The organism is Micromonospora sp. NPDC048063 (genome assembly GCF_043202855.1).
Classification (GTDB): domain Bacteria; phylum Actinomycetota; class Actinomycetes; order Mycobacteriales; family Micromonosporaceae; genus Micromonospora.
Map to the genome: position 1 here is coordinate 220,969 of NZ_JBIDBG010000002.1, position 17,497 is coordinate 238,465.

The window sequence follows — 17,497 nt, forward strand, 5'->3', positions numbered from 1 at the left end:
CGGATCGACGGACCGGAGCATGATCGCGCGGAAACCCGTGCTGGCGCGATGGCTACTCAGCGGTAATGATGCGTGCATGCGGTACGACGTGGTCGTCATCGGGTCCGGCTTCGGCGGCAGCGTCACCGCGCTCCGGCTGGCCGAGAAGGGCTATGCGGTCGGTGTGCTGGAGGCCGGGCGTCGCTTCGCCGACGACGAGTTCCCGCAGACCTCCTGGCGGCTGCGCCGTTTCCTCTGGGCGCCCCGCCTCGGCTGCTACGGCCTCCAGCGGATCACCCTGCTGCGGGCGGCCGACCGGAAGGCCGGCGGTGGGGTGCTGGTGCTCTCCGGGGCCGGGGTGGGCGGCGGCTCGCTGGTCTACGCGAACACCCTCTACGAGCCGCTGGACGCCTTCTACGCCGACCCGCAGTGGCGGGGCATCACCGACTGGCGCGACGAGTTGGCCCGCCACTACGACCAGGCGAAGCGGATGCTCGGCGTCACCGCGTACCCCGTCGTCACTCCTGCGGACCGGGCGATGCGGGCGGTGGCCGAGCGGATGGGGGTCGGGCACACCTTCCGCGCCACCCCGGTCGGCGTGCACATCGGTCGGCCCGGTCAGCGGGTCGCCGACCCCTACTTCGGCGGCGCCGGCCCGGAGCGCACCGGCTGCACGCACTGCGGCGCGTGCATGACGGGCTGCCGGTACGGCGCGAAGAACACCCTGGTCAAGAACTACCTCTGGCTGGCCGAGCGGCTCGGCGCCCGGGTGCACCCGCTGACCACGGTGACCGCCGTGCGCCCGGTCGACGGCGGCGGGTACGCGGTGCACACCGTGCGCACCGGGGCCTGGCCGCGCGCCCGGCGGCAGGTGGTCCACGCCGACCAGGTCGTCTTCGCGGCCGGCGCCCTCGGCACGCAGCGGCTGCTGCACGCGATGCGGGCCGAGGGTGCGCTGCCCGCGCTCTCGCCCCGCCTCGGCGAGCTGACCCGGACCAACTCGGAGGCGATCCTCGGCGCCTCGGTGTCCCGCCGGCGGGCCCGCGCCGACGGGCTCGACTTCACCGAGGGGGTGGCGATCACCAGCTCGTTCCACCCCGACCCGCAGACCCACGTCGAGCCGGTCCGCTACGGGCGGGGCTCGAACGCGATGGGGCTGCTCCAGTCGCTGCTGGTCGACGGCGGCCCGCACCGGGTGCGTCGCTGGCTGGGCACGCTGCTGCGCCAGCCCGGCCCGGCGGCCCGGCTGCTGTCGGTGCGCGACTGGTCGGAGCGGACGGTGATCGCCCTGGTCATGCAGTCGGCGGACAACTCGCTGACCACCCGGTTGCGGCGCGGCCCGCTGGGGCGGCGCCTGGTCTCCGGGCCGGGGCACGGCGTGCCCAACCCGACGTGGATCCCCGCGGGCAACCGGGCGGCCCGGCTGCTCGCCGAGGAGATCGGCGGCACGCCCGGCGGGGCGCTGACCGAGCCGTTCGACATCCCGATGACCGCGCACATCCTCGGCGGGGCGGTGATCGGCGCCACCCCGGCCGACGGCGTGGTCGACCCGTGGCACCGGGTCTTCGGCCACCCGGGGCTGCACGTGGTCGACGGCGCGGCGGTCTCGGCGAACCTCGGGGTGAACCCGTCGCTGACCATCACCGCCCAGGCGGAACGCGCCATGTCCTTCTGGCCCAACAAGGGCGAGGAAGACCCCCGCCCGCCCCTGGGCTCCCCGTACGCCCGGATGGACCCGGTGCCCCCGCGCCACCCGGCGGTGCCTCCGCACGCCCCCGGCGCCCTCCGCCCCTGATCTCCCGCGATCGTGCACTTTCGGCCCCCGTTGTGCGGCTTTCGGGCCGCATGTCCGGGCGAAAGTGCAAGATCACGCGCGGCGGGGGTGACGTGTGGCGGGCCGTCGTGGGCGCGGGCGTGACGGTGGGTAGGCTTTCTGCACATGAGCACGCCTCGCCCCGTCCTCGTGGTGGACTTCGGAGCCCAGTACGCCCAGCTCATCGCGCGCCGGGTGCGCGAGGCCAACGTCTACTCCGAGATCGTGCCCCACTCGATGCCCGTCGCCGAGATGCTGGCGAAGGACCCGGCCGCGATCATCCTCTCCGGTGGTCCGTCCAGCGTCTACGCGCCGGACGCCCCGCAGATCGACGCCGGCATGTTCGACTCCGGGGTGCCGGTCTTCGGCATCTGCTACGGCTTCCAGGCGATGGCCCAGGCCCTCGGCGGCACGGTGGCCCGCACCGGCAACCGCGAGTACGGCGGCACCCCGCTGCGCGCCCGCCCGGAGGCCGGCGTGCTGCTCCGCGAGTTGCCGGACGACCTGCCGGTGTGGATGAGCCACGGCGACTGCGTCACCGAGGCCCCGGCGGGCTTCGCGGTGACTGCCGAGTCGGCGGGCGCGCCGGTCGCCGCGTTCGAGGACCTGGCCGGCCGCCGGGCCGGCGTGCAGTTCCACCCGGAGGTCGGGCACACCGCGCACGGCCAGGAGATGCTGCGCCGCTTCCTCTACGACATCGCCGGCATCGCGCCGACCTGGACGCCCGAGAACATCATCGACGAGCAGGTCGCCCGGATCCGCGAGCAGGTGGGCGACAAGGAGGTCATCTGCGGCCTGAGCGGCGGGGTCGACTCGGCCGTCGCCGCCGCGCTGGTGCACCGGGCCGTCGGCGACCAGCTCACCTGCGTCTTCGTCGACCACGGCCTGCTGCGCGCGGGCGAGGCGGAGCAGGTGGAGAAGGACTACGTCGCCGCCACCGGCATCAAGCTGAAGGTGGTCGACGCCGCCGACCGGTTCCTGGGCGCGCTGGCGGGGGTGACCGACCCGGAGCAGAAGCGCAAGATCATCGGCCGGGAGTTCATCCGGGTGTTCGAGGCCGCCGCGCGGGAGATCGCCGCCCACGGCGACGTGGAGTTCCTCGTCCAGGGCACCCTCTACCCGGACGTGGTCGAGTCCGGCGGCGGCACCGGCACCGCCAACATCAAGAGCCACCACAACGTCGGCGGCCTGCCGGAGGACCTGAAGTTCAGCCTGGTCGAGCCGCTGCGCACGCTGTTCAAGGACGAGGTCCGGGCGCTCGGTCTCCAGCTCGGGCTGCCGGAGGCGATGGTCTGGCGGCACCCGTTCCCGGGTCCCGGCCTGGCGATCCGGATCATCGGCGCGGTCGACCGGGAGCGTCTCGACCTGCTCCGCCAGGCCGACCTGATCGCCCGCGAGGAGCTGACCGCCGCCGGGCTGGACCGGGGCGTCTGGCAGTTCCCGGTGGTGCTCCTGGCCGACGTGCGCAGCGTCGGGGTGCAGGGCGACGGCCGCAGCTACGGGCATCCCGTGGTGCTGCGGCCGGTCTCCAGCGAGGACGCGATGACCGCCGACTGGTCCCGGCTGCCGTACGAGGTGATCGCCCGGATCTCCACCCGGATCACCAACGAGGTCGCCGAGGTCAACCGGGTGGTGCTCGACGTCACCAGCAAGCCGCCGGGCACCATCGAGTGGGAGTGATCCGGCCTCACGCCGCCGGCGGGTAGGTCGGCGGCGTGGGCTGCGCCACGGTCGGCTGCGTGGCGGTCGGCTGCGTCGCCGTGGGCGGCGCGGCCTGCGCCGGGTGCGGCCAGGCGGGGGCGTCGGCCGGCTCCTCGGGCATCAGGAACCACATGATCGGGTACGCGAGCAACGCGACCCCGGCGGTGAGCAGGCCGGCGACCGCGAAGACCACCCGGACGAGGGTGGGGTCGACGGCGAAGTAGCGGCCGAGGCCGCTGGCCACCCCGGCGACCATCCGGTCCGTGACGGGGCGGCGGAGCTGCTTGTACGGGGGCTGGGAAGAGGCGGTGGAAGTCATGCCTCCACCATCCGCGCGGCCGACCCGGCCGACCTCGGTGACCGCCCGGAGCCTTACCCTGACCTGCCCCTGAGGCGCGAGCATTGAGTCAGGAATCTGACTCTTTTCGATGCAGGTAACCGGGGCGGGGGAGAATTTGGCCCCGTGACCACCATGCTGGAGCCGCTCCGCAGGATCGCGGCATACGCAGTTTGTGCTGATTCAGTCGGCCGAGTGTTGCTGGTCCGCGCATCGGAGCGCTCCGGCACTCCCGGCACCTGGTCGCTGCCCGGCGGGGCGGTCGATCACGGTGAGGACCCGAACCACACCGTCGTCCGCGAGACCGCCGCCGAGACCGGCCTCTCCGTCACCGTCGACGGCCTGCACGACGTGCTGGCCGACATGCGGGCGCTGCCCGACCGGGGCATCACCATCCACACCGACCGCCTGATCTACCACGTCTCCGTCCGGGGCGGGACCCTCACCGACCGGGTCGACCGGCCGACCGACCTGGCCCGCTGGTGCACCCCGGAGGAGGCCCGCGAGCTGCCGCTGCGGTCGTTCACGGCGCGCGCCCTCGGGGTGCCCGCCTCGTCCGCCGACATCGTCCCGGAGGAGCCGCCGGAGTTCCCCTCGTTCTACGCCGTGCCCGGTCCGGACGGGCTGCACCGGGCCCAGCGCTTCGCCGCGTACGCCGTGGTGACCGACCCGGACGGGCGGGTGCTGCTCACCCGGGTCTCCGACGGCTACCCGGGCGCGGGCTGCTGGCACCTGCCCGGCGGCGGCACGGACTACGGCGAGCAGCCCGGCGCGGCCCTGATCCGGGAACTGGTCGAGGAGACCGGGCAGACCGGCCGCCTCGTCGAGCTGCTCGGCGTGGCCAGCCACCGGGACGCCGCGTCCCTGGGCCCGGAGGGTTACCCGATCGACTGGCACGGCGTCCGCGCGTTCTACCGGGTCGTGGTCGACAAGCCGGCCCCGCCCACCGTCGCCGACGTCGGCGGCTCCACCTGCGAGGCCCGCTGGTTCGCCCGCGAGGAGCTGGGCGCCCTCCCCACCGACCGCCTGACCGAGGTCACCGCCGAGGCCGTCCAGGCCGCCCGCCTGGCCTGACCCGCGCGCCCCCTTCTCCCACCCGTCCGCCGATCACGAGGTTGACCGGGCGGCACGTCGGCTCCGCTGCCGCTAACCTCATGATCGACGGAGCGGGTCGGCGCGGGCGGGAGTGCGGGCGGGTGGAGGAACGGCGGCGGGTCGGGGCGTACGGGGTGTGTCGGGGCGCCGACGGTCGGGTGCTGCTGGCCCGGGGTTCGGCCTCGTGCCCGTTCCCCGGTGTCTGGCAGCTGCCGGGCGGCGGGCTGGAGCACGCGGAGGATCCCGCGCACGCCGTGGTCCGTGAGTTCGCCGAGGAGACCGGCCTCACCGTGGAGGTGACCGGGCTCCGGGCCGTGCTCGCCGACGTGGCCACGTTCCATGACTCCGGCGTCGCGGTGCACACCGACCGCCTCGTCTTCGACGTCACGCTGCGTGGCGGCGAACCGCGGCCGGAGCCGGCCGGCGGCAGCGACGAGCTGGCCTGGTTCGCCCCCGACGAGGCGGCGGCGGTGCCGCTGATGCCGTTCACCGCCGAGGTGCTCGGCCTCCCCGTCACGCCCCTGCCGGCCGGCCTGCCCCGGGCGCTGCCCCGCGAGGGCGCGCCGTCGGCCGACCGGCGGCAGCGCTTCGGGGCGTACGGGCTGGTGACCGACCCGGCCGGGCGGGTGCTGCTCGCCATGATCGCCGACGGCTACCCGGGGGCCGGCCGGTGGCACCTGCCCGGCGGCGGCACCGACCACGGGGAGCAGCCGGTCGCCGCCCTGCTGCGCGAGCTGGTCGAGGAGTCCGGTCAGCTCGGCCGGGTGGTCGAGCTGGTCGGTGTCGACAACCTCCACAACCCGGCCGCGCTGGGCCCGGAGGGGCGCCCGCTGGACTGGCACGGCATCCGGGTGGTCTACCGGGTGGCGGTCGACGCGCCGACCGAGCCGCGGGTGACGGAGCTGGCCGGGGGCTCGACCGCCCGGGCCGCCTGGTTCACCCCGGAGCAGCTCGCCGGGCTGCGGCTCACCGAGATCGCCGCCCTGGCGCTGGGCCGGCTGTCCCGCTGACGACGGTCGCCGGCCCGCGCCCGGTACGCCCGGCCGGCTGTGACATCGATGACGGTCCGTAATCGGACATCGGGGCAGGCGGCGGTCGCTCGCCGAGCCGGTGGCGAGGGCGTCCGGTACATTCGATGTGGGGTTGGTGGAGGAAATGGGCGATGGAGCCCGGGTTGGGAATAAGAGGCGGTTCGCGCGGTTTAAGGGAGATATAAGTACCGCCGGCAGCTATCGCCAATCCCCGTTCCCCTATGCGATGGTGTACTCCGCAAAATGGCTGCCGGGCCAGAAAGGTCCGGCACGAGACAGCCGGACACCCGCCCCCGTGGCGGTCAGCCGATCCGGTGATGGAGGAAACGTGCCGAGAGCCCCATGGCGCCGGCGTCGTACCACTGACAGTCCGCGCCCCGCAGGGCGTCGCTGGGCGGGCCCCTTGCGCCGCAGCAGCACGTTCGCCCGGCAGGTGCTGCTGGTCCGGGTGGGCCGCCGCGACGGCGACCTGCGTGGTGCCACCGACCTGTCGCTGCCCGAGCACCGGTACGCCGACCGGCCGCGCCGCCGCTACGGTCTGAACAGGTTCGAGCGCGGCGACGTCGCGTCGATCGCCCCGGTCAGCCCCGCCCTTCCGCCGGCGGCCCCGGTCGACGAGCCGGCGATGGCGATCCCGCTGCTCCCCGGCGAGCGGACGGTCGCCCGCCGGATGAAGTTCGCGGTGGTCAACGCCTGCACGCTCAGCAGCCTGATGCTCGGCATGCTGGCGATCTTCCTCGCCATGCAGGGTGAGGTGCGGGTGGCCGCGCTGTGCCTGATCGCCTGCGTGGTGTTCGACGGCCTCGACGGCGCGCTCGCCCGCAAGTTCGGCGTGGCCAGCCCGTTCGGCGCGCAGATGGACTCGCTGGCCGACATGTGCTCGTTCGGCCTGGCCGCCCCCGTGGTGGTCTACGCCTCGCTGGCCGGGTCGGTGTCCACCGCGGCGGCGGCGGTGGCCTGCGCCCTCGTCGCGGCGTGCGCGGCCATCCGGCTCGCCCGGTTCAACGTCTCGCCGAAGGACGGCCGGTTCTTCTGCGGCGTGCCCACCACGATGGCGGCCGCCGTCCTCGCCCTCACCGTCGCCATCGGGCTGCCGGTGCCGGGCACGGTCCAGGTCGCCGGCGTGGCGCTGCTCGCCTTCGCCATGGTCTCCAGCTTCCCGTACGCGAAGCTGGCCCGCCTGGTCAAGCTGCCGCCGTGGGTGTGGCTGGCCCCGGTGATCGGCGCGCTGGTCGACATCCGGCTCACCTTCGCCCTGATCGTGGTCGGTTACCTGGTCAGCGGCCCGGTGCTCTGGCTCCGCCAGCGTCGCACCGCCTGACCCCCCACGTACGCCGAAAGGGGCGCCGCGATCCCGCGGCGCCCCTTTCGTGTCTGCCCGTGCCCGCCGGGTCAGCGCCAGCGGGCGATGACGGTGGAGCCGCCGACCACCTTGTCGCCGGGCCCGACGAGCGGCTCGGCGGCGTCGGCCGGCAGGTAGACGTCGGTGCGCGAGCCGAACCGGATCAGCCCGAACCGCTCGCCCCTGGCCAGCAGCGCGCCGATCGGTGCCCGCTGCACGATCCGCCGGGCGATCAGGCCGGTGCGCTGCGCCACGACCACCGTGCCGTGCGCGGTGTCCAGCACCGTGTACGCGGCGACGTTGTGCTCCGCCGCCGGCTTCATCGCGTTGGCGAAGCCGCCGTCGGCGACGAAGTAGTCGACCACCTTGCCGGCGACCGGGGCGCGGTTGACGTGCACGTCCAGCACCGAGAGGAAGACCGCGACCCGCAGCCACTCGCCCTCGCCGAAGCGCTCGTCGTGCAGCCGCTGGACCGACAGCACCTGGCCGTCGGCCGCGGCGACCACCGCCGACGGGTCCTCCGGCACGTCGCGCTCCGGGTCCCGGAAGAAGGCGGCCACCGGCGCGGCGGCCAGGGCGGGGAGCAGCCAGAGCTTCGACTTCGGCCGGGCGAGCCGGGCCAGCGCGGCCAGGCCGAGCGTGATGCCGGCGGCAGCCACCCCGTTGGAGTCGATGTGCATGCCGCGGGTCAGCGGCACGCTCGACGGGCGGTGCGCCGGGGCGAGCGACGCCGCCGAGGCGGCGTCGGCCGGGGTGAAGCGGAGCCGGTACACCCGCAGCGGCGGGTTGTTGCGCAGCACCAGGTCGGCGCCGACGCCGTACAGCGCGCCCTGCCGGTCCAGCTCCGCCGCCGCGCCCGCCGTGCGTCCCGGCGTGGCGGTCGTCGCCACGCTCAGCACCGCACCGTCGGTGAGGTACTTCGTCAGGCCCTCGACGGTGCCGCGGGTCTCGTCGGCCGTGCCGGTGAACGGCTCCCCGGCGATGACCACCGCGGCGGGCTCGGCCTCGGTGAGCGTGTCGACCACGCGGACCCGGTCGGCGACCCAGCGGCCCTGGGCGGTGACGTGCTCCCGCAACGCCCCGGGGCTGGTCGACCCGGCGGGCACCAGCGTGAGGGTGTCGCCGGGCAGCAGCGCGTCGATCGCCGCGGCCAGCACCGCGGACTCCGGCGTCGCGCCGACCAGCAGGGCGGCCTTCGGGTCGTTCATCCGGGCCAGCTCGGCGACGAGGGTACGGGCGGCTCGCTCGCCGATGCGGACCGGACCGGAGCGGCCGGCGGGGCGCACGGCGGGGGACTGCGTCATGTCGGACGGGCTCCTGACGGGGTAGAGACGGGAATCGCGGCGGGACCGCCACGGCGGCGCGGTCCGGCCGGCTCGGCGGCCAGGTCGGCGCGGGCCGGCCGGCGGAGGCGAGATCTCCACCGGCCAGCATAGGCGGCTGCGGAGGCGGGCCGCACCGCTGTGGTCAGCCGCGCGGGCGCTCCTCGCCGGACGGCACGCCGCCGACCGGGCCCGGCCGGTCGTCCTCGTCGGCGGGCCGGTCCTCGACCGCGTCCGCGCGGGCGTCGGTGACCGCCTCGGTGGGCGACTCGTCGGCGTCGTCCCCGGTCCGTGGGCCGGCCGTCGGCGCGCCCGACATCGGCGCGGACACCTCCCACTCGGACGGCCCGCCCCATTCGGACCGCTGGCCCCAGTCGGACCGCCCGGTGCCCCATGCCGCCGGCTCGTCGGCCGGGGCCGGCCGGTCGAGGTCCCACCGGGTCGGGTCGACGTCGGCGGTGTGCCGGTCCGGCTCGTCACCGGCGGGTTCGGCGGCCGGCTGGGCGGAGGTGGGCCCGACGCCGTCCGGGGTGGGGGCCGCGTCCTTGCCGGTCGTGGCGGAGCGCCCGGAGCGCAGCGCGCCCACCAGGCCCAGGAGACCGATCACGATCAGCGCGCCGGCCAGGAACCAGCCGACGGGTGGCAGGGCGAGCCCGAGCAGCTTGGCGAGCAGCCACCACGCGGCGAGCCCGACGAAGATCAGCCCGAAGGCGAACGACACGATGTCGGTGCGGTGGGCCTTCACCGGGTCACCTCCAGGTTGCCGGCGTTCACGTGGACGTAGAGGCGCAGCGTGCCGCCGCCGGCGCCGTCGGCGCCCAGGTCGGTCGTTTCCCGGAGCGGGCCGTCCAGCCCGCCGGAGCGCTTGCCGAAGACGACCGCGTCTCCGGCGTTGACGTCGGTCACCGTGGTGACGTCGACGTTCGGCGGCACCACCACGGTGCACTCGCCGAAGTTGACGGAGACCGCGATCTCGGTGTTCTTCTTGTCGAAGTCGACCGCCCGCAGGTCGAGGGTCGCGTCGCCGAAGCTGTTCTCGTAGCGGACGGCGAGGTCGCGGTGGTCGGTGGGGGCCCAGGTCACGTTGCCGTCGACGCCCCGGACCCGGTCGTAGGACTCGGCCACGGTGGCCACCCCGAGGGCGGCGGCGGCCACCACGCCGAGCGCGATCAGCCACCGGGCCCGCCCGAACCAGGTGCCGACCAGCAGGCCGAGCCCGATGGTGGCCAGGGTGGCGGCGAAGTACGCCGACGCCCCGACGTCGAAGACGTCCAGCAGGTCGACGACGGCGACCACGCCGAGGGCGAGGAAGATCAGCGAGAAGGTTACCGCGCCGAGCGGGGAGCGCTCACGCGGGCGCTTCGGTGGCTTCGCCGGTCGCGGCGGCGGCGGTGGCAGCGGCGGGACGCCCGCCTGGCCGGCGTACGGGCCGTGCGGGGCGAACGGGGGCCGGTAGCCCGGCGGCAGGGGCGCGGGGCGGGCCGGTGCGCCCCCCGAGGTCGCGGCGGGCCAGCCCGACGTGGGCGCGGCCGGCGTACCCGCGGAGAAGGGGGCGGGCGCGGGCGGGACGGCCGGCGCGGGCGGGGCGGCCGGCGGCCAGGCGGGCAGCTCGGCGGTCGGCTCGGCCGGCTGGCCGGCGACCGGGAAACCAGTGGCGTGCGCGGCCGGGGCCGGGGTCCCGCCGGGGGCCACGGCCACGCTCGGCGGGGCCTGGTACGCGGCCGGCGCGGGATAGCTGACCGGCGGCACCGGGCCGGGCGGGGCGGCCGGCGCGGGCGGGACCGTACCGGCCGGCGTGGCCCCGGTGCCCCGGTTGTCCCGGTTGAGCATCAGCGCCCCGCCGATCAGGATCGTGGCGCCGAGCAGCACCGCCCGGAACGCGTCGGTGACGATGTAGCCGAAGCTGACCGCGACCAGGATGCTGAGCACGATCACGGTGATCGGGGACATGCTGGAGCGGCCCCGACCGAGCATCGACTCCACGGGGGAGGCGCTGTCCCCCTCGCCGGGGATGATCAGCCAGGCGGTGACGTAGACCAGGATGCCGATGCCGCCGAAGAAGCCGAGCACGGCGAGGAGCACCCGCCAGAGCACCGGGTCGGTGTTGGTGGCCCGGCCGATCGCCGCGCAGACGCCGGCCAGGTAGCGGCCGTCGCGGGGGCGGACCAGCCCGTACCGGGAGGTGAAGCCGACGCCGCCGGACGGCGGCTGCGGCCCGGCGCCCGGATCCACGCCCGGCCCGGCGCCGGGCGGCGGCGTCCACCCGACGGCGCCCGGCGCGGCCACCGGCGGCGGCGCCCCGGAGGCGGTGGACGCGGTCCCGTCGGCGGGCGTCGCGGCGGGCGGCGGTCCACCGGGCTGTGCCGCCCCGGGACGGGGGGACTGGGCAGCTTCCTCGGTCATGCCCTCGATCCTGCTGCCCCGACCGCCCGGACGGCCTCAGGACCTGACCCTGACCCCACCCTGAGATCCCGGCGGCCGGAATGTCGGGGGCGTCCCCGTGGTCGGGTGGCGGCGCAGCGTGTGACGATCGAACCGGCGCCGGCAGCGGACGGTCGCCCGCCCCGTGCCCGTCGTGACCAGGGAGCCTCCGATCGACGCCGTGACCCAGCCACCTCGCCTCTACCGCGCCCCCGAGCACCGGATGGCCGCCGGGGTGGCCGCCGGCATCGCCGACCACCTGGGCATCTCGGTGCGCCGGGTGCGGGTCGCCTTCATGGTGCTGCTCGGGTTGAGCGGTCTCGGCCTGCTGCTCTACGCGGCCTTCTGGGCGGTCGTGCCGCTGCGGCCCGGCGACACCGCCGCACCGCCCCGCCGGGACGTCGCCCAGCTGCTGCCGTTCGTGGCGATCGGCCTCGGCGTGCTGCTGGCGCAGATGGTGGTCTTCGACTCGGTCGGCGCGGCGGGCACCGCCGGGTGGCTCGTCGCGATCATCGCGGTCGGCGCCGGGGTGATCTGGCACCAGTCGGCCCCGGAGCGGCGGCGACAGTGGGGTGACTCCATGCCGGTGCCGTGGCTGGGCGCGGTGGTGGAGGAGAGCGACCGGCGGGCCTTCGTGCTCCGGTTCATCGGCGGCGGGGTGCTGGTCGCGGTCGGCATCATCGGCGTCGCCGCGGTCTACTCCCCGGCGCAGAACTTCGACGCGGTGCTCAACGGCGTGATCTTCGCCCTGGTCGGGCTCGCCGGGGTCGGGGTGGTGGCCGCGCCGGTGCTGTGGCGGACGTTCAACCAGCTCCGCTCGGAGCGCGAGGGGCGCATCCGCGAGCAGGAGCGGGCCGAGCTGGCCGCGATGGTGCACGACCAGGTGCTGCACACCCTGGCCCTGATCCAGCGCAACGCGGCCGACGTGAAGACGGTCCAGCGACTCGCCCGTGGGCAGGAACGCTCCCTGCGCAACTGGCTCTACAAGCCCACCGGATCGCCGACCGAGCGCTTCGCCGCCGCGCTGGAGCAGGCCGCCGCCGAGGTCGAGGACACCTTCGCGATCACCGTCGAGGCGGTGGTGGTCGGCGACCGGGAGACCGACGAGCGGGTCGGCGCGCTGGTCGCGGCCGGGCGCGAGGCGCTGGTGAACGCCGCCCGGCACGCCGGGGTGCAGACGGTCTCGCTGTACGCCGAGGTCGAGCCGGACCAGGTCAGTGTCTTCGTCCGGGACCGGGGGAAGGGCTTCGACCCGGATACGGTGGAGGATCACCGGCACGGCGTCCGGGGCTCGATCATCGGGCGGATGAAGCGGCACGGCGGCCGGGCGGAGATCCGGTCCGGGCCGGGGGAGGGGACCGAGGTCCGGTTGATCCTGCCGATCTCCCGGGACTCGTCCACGGCGGAAAGGGACAAGTGATGACCGAGCAGTCGATGGAACCGGTCGAGGGAGCGGGTGCCGGCGCGGAGCGGCTGCGGGTCTTCCTCGTCGACGACCACGCCATGTTCCGCGCGGGGGTCCGCGCCGAGCTGGGCGCGCACGTCGAGGTGGTGGGGGAGGCGAGCACGGTCGGCGAGGCGGTCACCCGGATCGCCGCCACGCTGCCCGACGTGGTGCTGCTCGACGTGCACATGCCGGACGGCGGCGGTCGCGCGGTGCTGGAGGCGATGCGGCGTACCCATCCGCAGGTCAAGTTCTTGGCATTGAGCGTCTCGGACGCGGCGGAGGACGTGATCGGGCTGATCCGGGCCGGCGCGCGGGGCTACGTCACCAAGACGATCTCCCCGGAGGAGTTGGCCGCCGCGATCCGCCGGGTGGCCGACGGCGACGCCGTGTTCAGCCCCCGGCTGGCGGGGTTCGTGCTGGACGCGTTCGCGGCCCGTCCGGACGCGCCGGTGGCCGATCCGGAGCTGGACCAGCTCACCAACCGCGAGCGCGAGGTGCTGCGGCTGCTCGCCCGGGGGTACGCCTACAAGGAGATCGCCAAGGAGCTCTACATCTCGATCAAGACGGTCGAGACGCACGTGTCGAACGTGCTGCGCAAGCTCCAGATGTCCAACAGGTACGAGTTGTCCCGCTGGGCGGCCGACCGTCGGCTCGTGTGATCCACCTCTTTTCCCCACCATTTCGGGCGGAAGCGACGAATCTGGCCGGCAGGGGCTGACAAACGATCAATTCCCGTCCCATAATGCCCCGTCGCGTTCTCGCGTGCGGGTGGTGCGAACCCGCGGGAACGGCGGCTTCGCTCACCCGCCGTTCGGCGGGTCACCCCTGGGGAGAGGTACGCGAATCTGATGTTCGGACAACGAGGACGGCGCTGGGCGCGGATCGCCCTGGCGACCGTCGCCGGTGGTGCGCTGGCGCTCGGCTTCGCCGCGCCGGCCGCCGCCGCCGAGACGACCGGCGTGGCCAAGTCGGTGGGCGTCAGTGTCAAGCTGCTGCTCGACGGAAAGCCGAAGAGCGCCGGCGCGCTGGCGCTGAAGATCGACGGGAAGCTCGTCCCGGCCTTCTGCATCGACTACCACACCAATGTGGCGATCGACGGCAGGTACAAGGAGGGCACCTGGGACGAGTCCCAGGTGAAGAACCTCGGCAAGGTGCAGTGGGTGCTCACCCACGGCTACCCGAACGCCGACTCGGCGACGCTGCTGGCCGCCGCCGGCGCCACCGTCCCGGAGAAGGCCGACGCCAAGAAGCTGCTCTACTTCGGCACCCAGACCGCCATCTGGCACTTCAGTGACGGGATCACGCTCGGTGACTGGGTCAAGGACAAGGGCCTGCTCGGCAAGCAGCAGTACGACGTGGTCAAGAAGGTCCACGACCACCTCGTCGCCAACGCCACCGACCAGCCCGAGCCGAAGGCCGAGCTGAGCGTCGACCCGGCCAGCGCCAAGGCCACGGTCGGCGACAAGGCCGGCCCGTTCACGGTCAAGGGCCCGGCCGGCGACATCGCCGTCGCGGTCAGCGGCGGCTCGGCGGTCGACGCCGAGGGCAAGCCGGTCACCACGATCACCAACGGTGGGCAGTTCTGGCTGACCGCGGACGGCGCGGGCGAGGTCGAGGCGACCGTCTCCGCCAAGGGCTCGGTCTCCTTCGGCCGGGTCTTCCTCTTCACCGGCGAGAAGGCCGCGCAGAAGCTGATCCTCGGTGGCAGCACCGGTGAGACCGTGACCGCCAAGGCCCAGGCCACCTTCGCCGCGGCCCCGACCGAGTCGCCGTCGCCGAGCGCGCCGGCCGAGTCGCCCTCGCCGAGCGTCCCGGCGGAGTCGCCGTCGCCGAGCGCCCCGGTCGAGAGCCCGGCCCCGTCGACCTCCCCCGCCAGCAACGGCGGGGACCTGCCGCTGACCGGCTCCCCGATCGCCGCCGCGATCGCGGCCGGTGTGGCGCTGCTGGCTGCGGGTGCGGTCACCGTGCTGGTGGTCCGCCGCCGCAAGCTGCGCTTCACGGCCTGACCGACGTCCGTTCCGCGGCTCCGGCCCCGGCACCCGCTCCGCGCGGTGCCGGGGCCGGACCCGTCCGGCGGTCAGGTCACCCGGTACGCAGCACGGTGAACGCCTCGGCCAGCCGGCCGGCCGGCAGCCCGGCCTCGTCGGCCGCCGTGGTGAGCTGGTCCCGAACCCAGGTCTCCACGTCCATCCGCGCGGTCTGCGAGCGGTGCGCGCGCATCGCGGCGACCTTGCGCGCGTACTGCCCGGTGACGTCGACGGTGTGGTCCGGCGCCGGGCCGCCGGCGTACCAGATCTCCCGGACCACCCACGGCTGGAGCCCCTCGGCCAGCAGCTCGGGGTGGGCGCACGGGTTGCGCGCGTCCGGGTAGACCGCGCAGGTCGTGGCCTCGCCCACGGCGAGGTGGTCGGGGTGGCCCGGCCCGGCGAGGTGTTCCCATCGGCGCAGCGGCGAGCTGGTCAGCACCCGGTCGGGCCGGTGCCGGCGGATCGCCGCGGTGACGTCCCGGCGCAGGTCGAGCGTCGGGGCGAGGGCGCCGTCGACGTACCCGTCGAGGAACTCCACCTGCCGTACGCCGACCGCGGCGGCCGCCGCCCGCTGCTCCTCCTCCCGCAGCCGGGTCACCGACCCGCGCCCGGTGCCGTCGCACCCGCCCGCCTCGCCCCGGGTGACGATCAGGTACGCGACGTCGATGCCCTCCTCCACCCAGTTGGCCGTTGTGCCCGCACAGCCGAAGTCGATATCGTCCGGATGGGCAAAAACTGCCAGCGCCCGGACGACGTCCGAAAGTGCGGGTGCGGACGCGGGGAAGCTCACAAGCGTCGAGCGTACGCCCGGGGTGTCGATCCCGCAGAACCGTGTCTTTCCTGCTCAGAGCAGTACGACCGGCACCGATCATGATCTTTTTTCAAGTATCGGCAACGTGGCAAGCAACTAACGGCTTGATAACGGCACCTTCACGGAACGGGCCGGTAAGTGTCACAGTGGCAGCACCTCACCCCTCGAGTGAGGCACTCCGTACGGCCTGACGACCACGGCCGCCGTCTGTGAACGGTGTTCCGTGGTGGTCTCGCGTGCGCGGTGCCGAGCCCGGCGGGCGGGGCGGCCCGGCGGATCGGTACAACATCTTGTCCCGTTTCACTGCGGTGAAACCGGCGTCCCGCGCTGCGGGCCGGCGGACGTGTCACCCCCTTGCGTGCGTGAAACCCACGACGGAACCAGGTTAGAAAGAGGAGGCCCCTCGGAATGAGAGTCTCGAAGCGGGCAAGCAGCGCGGTCGCGCTGGGCGCGGCGTTCGCGCTCGTCGCGTCCGGTTGCTCGAGCAGCGACAGCGACGGCGGCGACGCCGGCGCCAGCGCCGACGGCGCGATCACCATCGAGGGCACCCAGCCGGAGAACGGCCTGGTCCCGTCGAACACCACCGAGACCGGTGGCGGCAAGATCATCGACTGGATGTGGACCGGTCTGGTCGAGTACCCGAACGACGGCAGCGCTCCGCGCAACGCTCTCGCCGAGTCGATCGAGACGACCGACTCCAAGGTCTACACCATCAAGATCAAGAAGGACACGAAGTTCCACGACGGCACCGTCGTCAAGGCCAAGAACTTCGTGGACGCCTGGAACTGGGGCGCCTACTCGCCGAACGGCGCGCAGAACGGCAGCTTCTTCGCCGACATCCAGGGCTTCGGGGACGTCAACACCGAGGACCCGGACGGCGCCGAGGGCCCGCAGAAGGCCCCCGAGCCCAAGGCCAAGGAGATGTCCGGCCTGAAGGTCGTCGACGACTGGACCTTCGAGGTCACCCTCGCCGCGCCGACCGCCGTGTTCCCGACCAAGCTCGGCTACAGCACCTTCATGCCGCTGCCGGACGCGTTCTTCACCCAGGGCGCCGAGGCGTTCGGCAAGAAGCCGATCGGTAACGGCCCGGTCAAGTTCGTGTCGTGGGAAGACGACGTCCAGATCAAGCTGACGCGCTTCGACGACTACACGCTGCGCGACAAGATGAAGATCAAGGACGTCACCCTCAAGATCTACCAGGATGACACGGCGGCCTACAACGACCTGCTCGCCGGCAACATCGACTTCATGCAGCAGGTTCCGGTCTCCTCGCTCGCGGGCGACAAGTGGAAGCAGGACCTGACCGACCGGGCGATCTCCTCGACCACCCCGTCGACCGGCATCATCGCCTTCCCGATCTACGACAAGCGCTTCCAGAACGCCAAGCTGCGCAAGGCGATCTCGATGTCGATCAACCGCCAGGAGATCAGCGACAAGATCTTCTTCGGCAACCGGAAGCCGGCCGACAGCTGGGCCAACCCGCTGACCCCGGGCGCCAAGCCGGGTAACTGCACCGCCTGCCAGTTCAACGTCGACGAGGCCAAGAAGCTCCTGGCCGAGGCCGGCGGCTTCACCGGCGAGCTGGTCATGTACTACAACGCCGACGCCAGCCACAAGGAGTGGATGGAGGCCGTCGCGCAGCAGGTCAAGACCAACCTGGGCATCAACGCCCGCGCCGAGGGCATGCCGACCTTCGCGGTGTTCCGTCAGAACATCAACGCCCACAAGATGAAGGGCATGTACCGCGCCGGCTGGCAGCAGGACTACCCGGACGTCGAGAACTGGGTCAACCCGCTCTACGTGAAGGGTGGCTCCTCGAACGACGGTCTGTACAGCAACCCGCAGGTCGACGCCCTGGCCAAGGAGGCCAGCTCCGCGCCGAGCCTGGAGGCCGCGCACGAGAAGTTCGCTCAGGCGGTCGCCATCATCGACCAGGACGTTCCCACGGTCCCGATCTACTTCGGCGGCCAGCAGTCCGGTCACTCGGAGAAGATCAAGAAGCTCGAGCTGACCAACGTCGGCGAGCTGGACCTCACCTCGGTCGAGCTCTGATCCGAACGGTCTGACCCCGGGTCGGGCTCACCTACCGGTGGGCCCGACCCGGGCCGTTCCGTGAGGGAGTGTTACAACAGTCCCTCGCCACGTCCGTCATCCCCGTGTCGGCCGTCCGA

Annotated in this window: 13 protein-coding genes and 1 pseudogene; 9 read left to right on the plus strand and 5 right to left on the minus strand. The window is 73.7% G+C overall.

Annotation, left to right across the window (positions count from 1 at the left end):
• Window positions 1-76 precede the first annotated feature (76 nt).
• Together ACGFZ2_RS05805 and guaA are read left to right on the plus strand one after the other, a co-directional pair.
• Window positions 77-1,774: an FAD-dependent oxidoreductase gene (locus ACGFZ2_RS05805; protein ID WP_393450608.1), complete on the plus strand. Its 1,698-nt coding sequence runs from the start codon at window positions 77-79 to the stop codon at window positions 1,772-1,774.
• A 144-nt stretch (window positions 1,775-1,918) separates the two neighbouring features.
• The gene (gene guaA, locus ACGFZ2_RS05810) at window positions 1,919-3,472 is read left to right on the plus strand and encodes a glutamine-hydrolyzing GMP synthase (RefSeq protein WP_393450611.1); all 1,554 of its coding nucleotides are present in this window, start codon (window positions 1,919-1,921) and stop codon (window positions 3,470-3,472) included.
• A gap of 7 nt (window positions 3,473-3,479) precedes the next feature.
• On the opposite strand, the gene ACGFZ2_RS05815 is transcribed toward guaA, so the two are convergent.
• A complete protein-coding gene (locus ACGFZ2_RS05815) occupies window positions 3,480-3,812 on the minus strand; it encodes a PspC domain-containing protein (protein ID WP_393450614.1) in 333 nt (110 codons plus the stop codon).
• 144 nt (window positions 3,813-3,956) lie between these two features.
• On the opposite strand from ACGFZ2_RS05815, the gene ACGFZ2_RS05820 reads away from it, so the two are divergent.
• From ACGFZ2_RS05820 to ACGFZ2_RS05830, 3 genes are all read left to right on the plus strand, one after another.
• Window positions 3,957-4,904 carry an NUDIX domain-containing protein gene (locus tag ACGFZ2_RS05820; RefSeq protein WP_393261507.1) on the plus strand — a complete coding sequence of 316 codons (948 nt, stop codon included), beginning with the start codon at window positions 3,957-3,959 and terminating at the stop codon, window positions 4,902-4,904.
• A 122-nt stretch (window positions 4,905-5,026) separates the two neighbouring features.
• Entirely contained in the window at window positions 5,027-5,935 is a 909-nt protein-coding gene (locus ACGFZ2_RS05825) for an NUDIX hydrolase (RefSeq protein ID WP_393261699.1), read from the plus strand.
• A 424-nt stretch (window positions 5,936-6,359) separates the two neighbouring features.
• Window positions 6,360-7,277 carry a CDP-alcohol phosphatidyltransferase family protein gene (locus ACGFZ2_RS05830; RefSeq protein WP_393261504.1) on the plus strand — a complete coding sequence of 306 codons (918 nt, stop codon included), beginning with the start codon at window positions 6,360-6,362 and terminating at the stop codon, window positions 7,275-7,277.
• 71 nt (window positions 7,278-7,348) lie between these two features.
• Here ACGFZ2_RS05830 and ACGFZ2_RS05835 read toward each other — a convergent pair whose 3' ends face one another.
• The 3 genes and pseudogenes from ACGFZ2_RS05835 to ACGFZ2_RS05845 form a co-directional block, all read right to left on the minus strand.
• Entirely contained in the window at window positions 7,349-8,602 is a 1,254-nt protein-coding gene (locus ACGFZ2_RS05835; RefSeq protein ID WP_393450617.1) for a phosphatidylserine decarboxylase, read from the minus strand.
• Window positions 8,603-9,122: 520 nt separating this feature from the next.
• Window positions 9,123-9,365, minus strand: a pseudogene (locus ACGFZ2_RS05840) (hypothetical protein); the annotation flags it as partial.
• Entirely contained in the window at window positions 9,362-11,023 is a 1,662-nt protein-coding gene (locus ACGFZ2_RS05845) for a PspC domain-containing protein (RefSeq protein WP_393450620.1), read from the minus strand. The pseudogene ACGFZ2_RS05840 and the gene ACGFZ2_RS05845, both read right to left, overlap by 4 nt.
• Window positions 11,024-11,195: 172 nt before the next feature.
• Between ACGFZ2_RS05845 and ACGFZ2_RS05850 the strand changes: the two genes are divergently transcribed.
• The 3 genes from ACGFZ2_RS05850 to ACGFZ2_RS05860 all read left to right on the plus strand — a co-directional run bounded on the left by ACGFZ2_RS05850 (window position 11,196) and on the right by ACGFZ2_RS05860 (window position 14,494).
• Complete coding sequence (locus ACGFZ2_RS05850) at window positions 11,196-12,461, plus strand: PspC domain-containing protein (RefSeq protein ID WP_393261495.1); 1,266 nt, start codon at window positions 11,196-11,198, stop codon at window positions 12,459-12,461.
• Complete coding sequence (locus ACGFZ2_RS05855) at window positions 12,461-13,147, plus strand: response regulator transcription factor (RefSeq protein ID WP_350704013.1); 687 nt, start codon at window positions 12,461-12,463, stop codon at window positions 13,145-13,147. Before ACGFZ2_RS05850 ends, ACGFZ2_RS05855 begins: the two co-directional genes overlap by 1 nt.
• Before the next feature lie 189 nt (window positions 13,148-13,336).
• On the plus strand, window positions 13,337-14,494 hold the full coding sequence (locus tag ACGFZ2_RS05860) for a Cys-Gln thioester bond-forming surface protein (RefSeq protein WP_393450623.1): 1,158 nt from the start codon (window positions 13,337-13,339) through the stop codon (window positions 14,492-14,494).
• 76 nt (window positions 14,495-14,570) lie between these two features.
• Here ACGFZ2_RS05860 and ACGFZ2_RS05865 read toward each other — a convergent pair whose 3' ends face one another.
• The gene (locus ACGFZ2_RS05865) at window positions 14,571-15,305 is read right to left on the minus strand and encodes a PIG-L deacetylase family protein (RefSeq protein WP_393261488.1); all 735 of its coding nucleotides are present in this window, start codon (window positions 15,303-15,305) and stop codon (window positions 14,571-14,573) included.
• A gap of 429 nt (window positions 15,306-15,734) precedes the next feature.
• On the opposite strand from ACGFZ2_RS05865, the gene ACGFZ2_RS05870 reads away from it, so the two are divergent.
• Window positions 15,735-17,378, plus strand: a complete 1,644-nt coding sequence (locus ACGFZ2_RS05870) for an ABC transporter substrate-binding protein (protein WP_393450626.1) — start codon at window positions 15,735-15,737, stop codon at window positions 17,376-17,378.
• The last annotated feature ends 119 nt before the right edge of the window (window positions 17,379-17,497 follow it).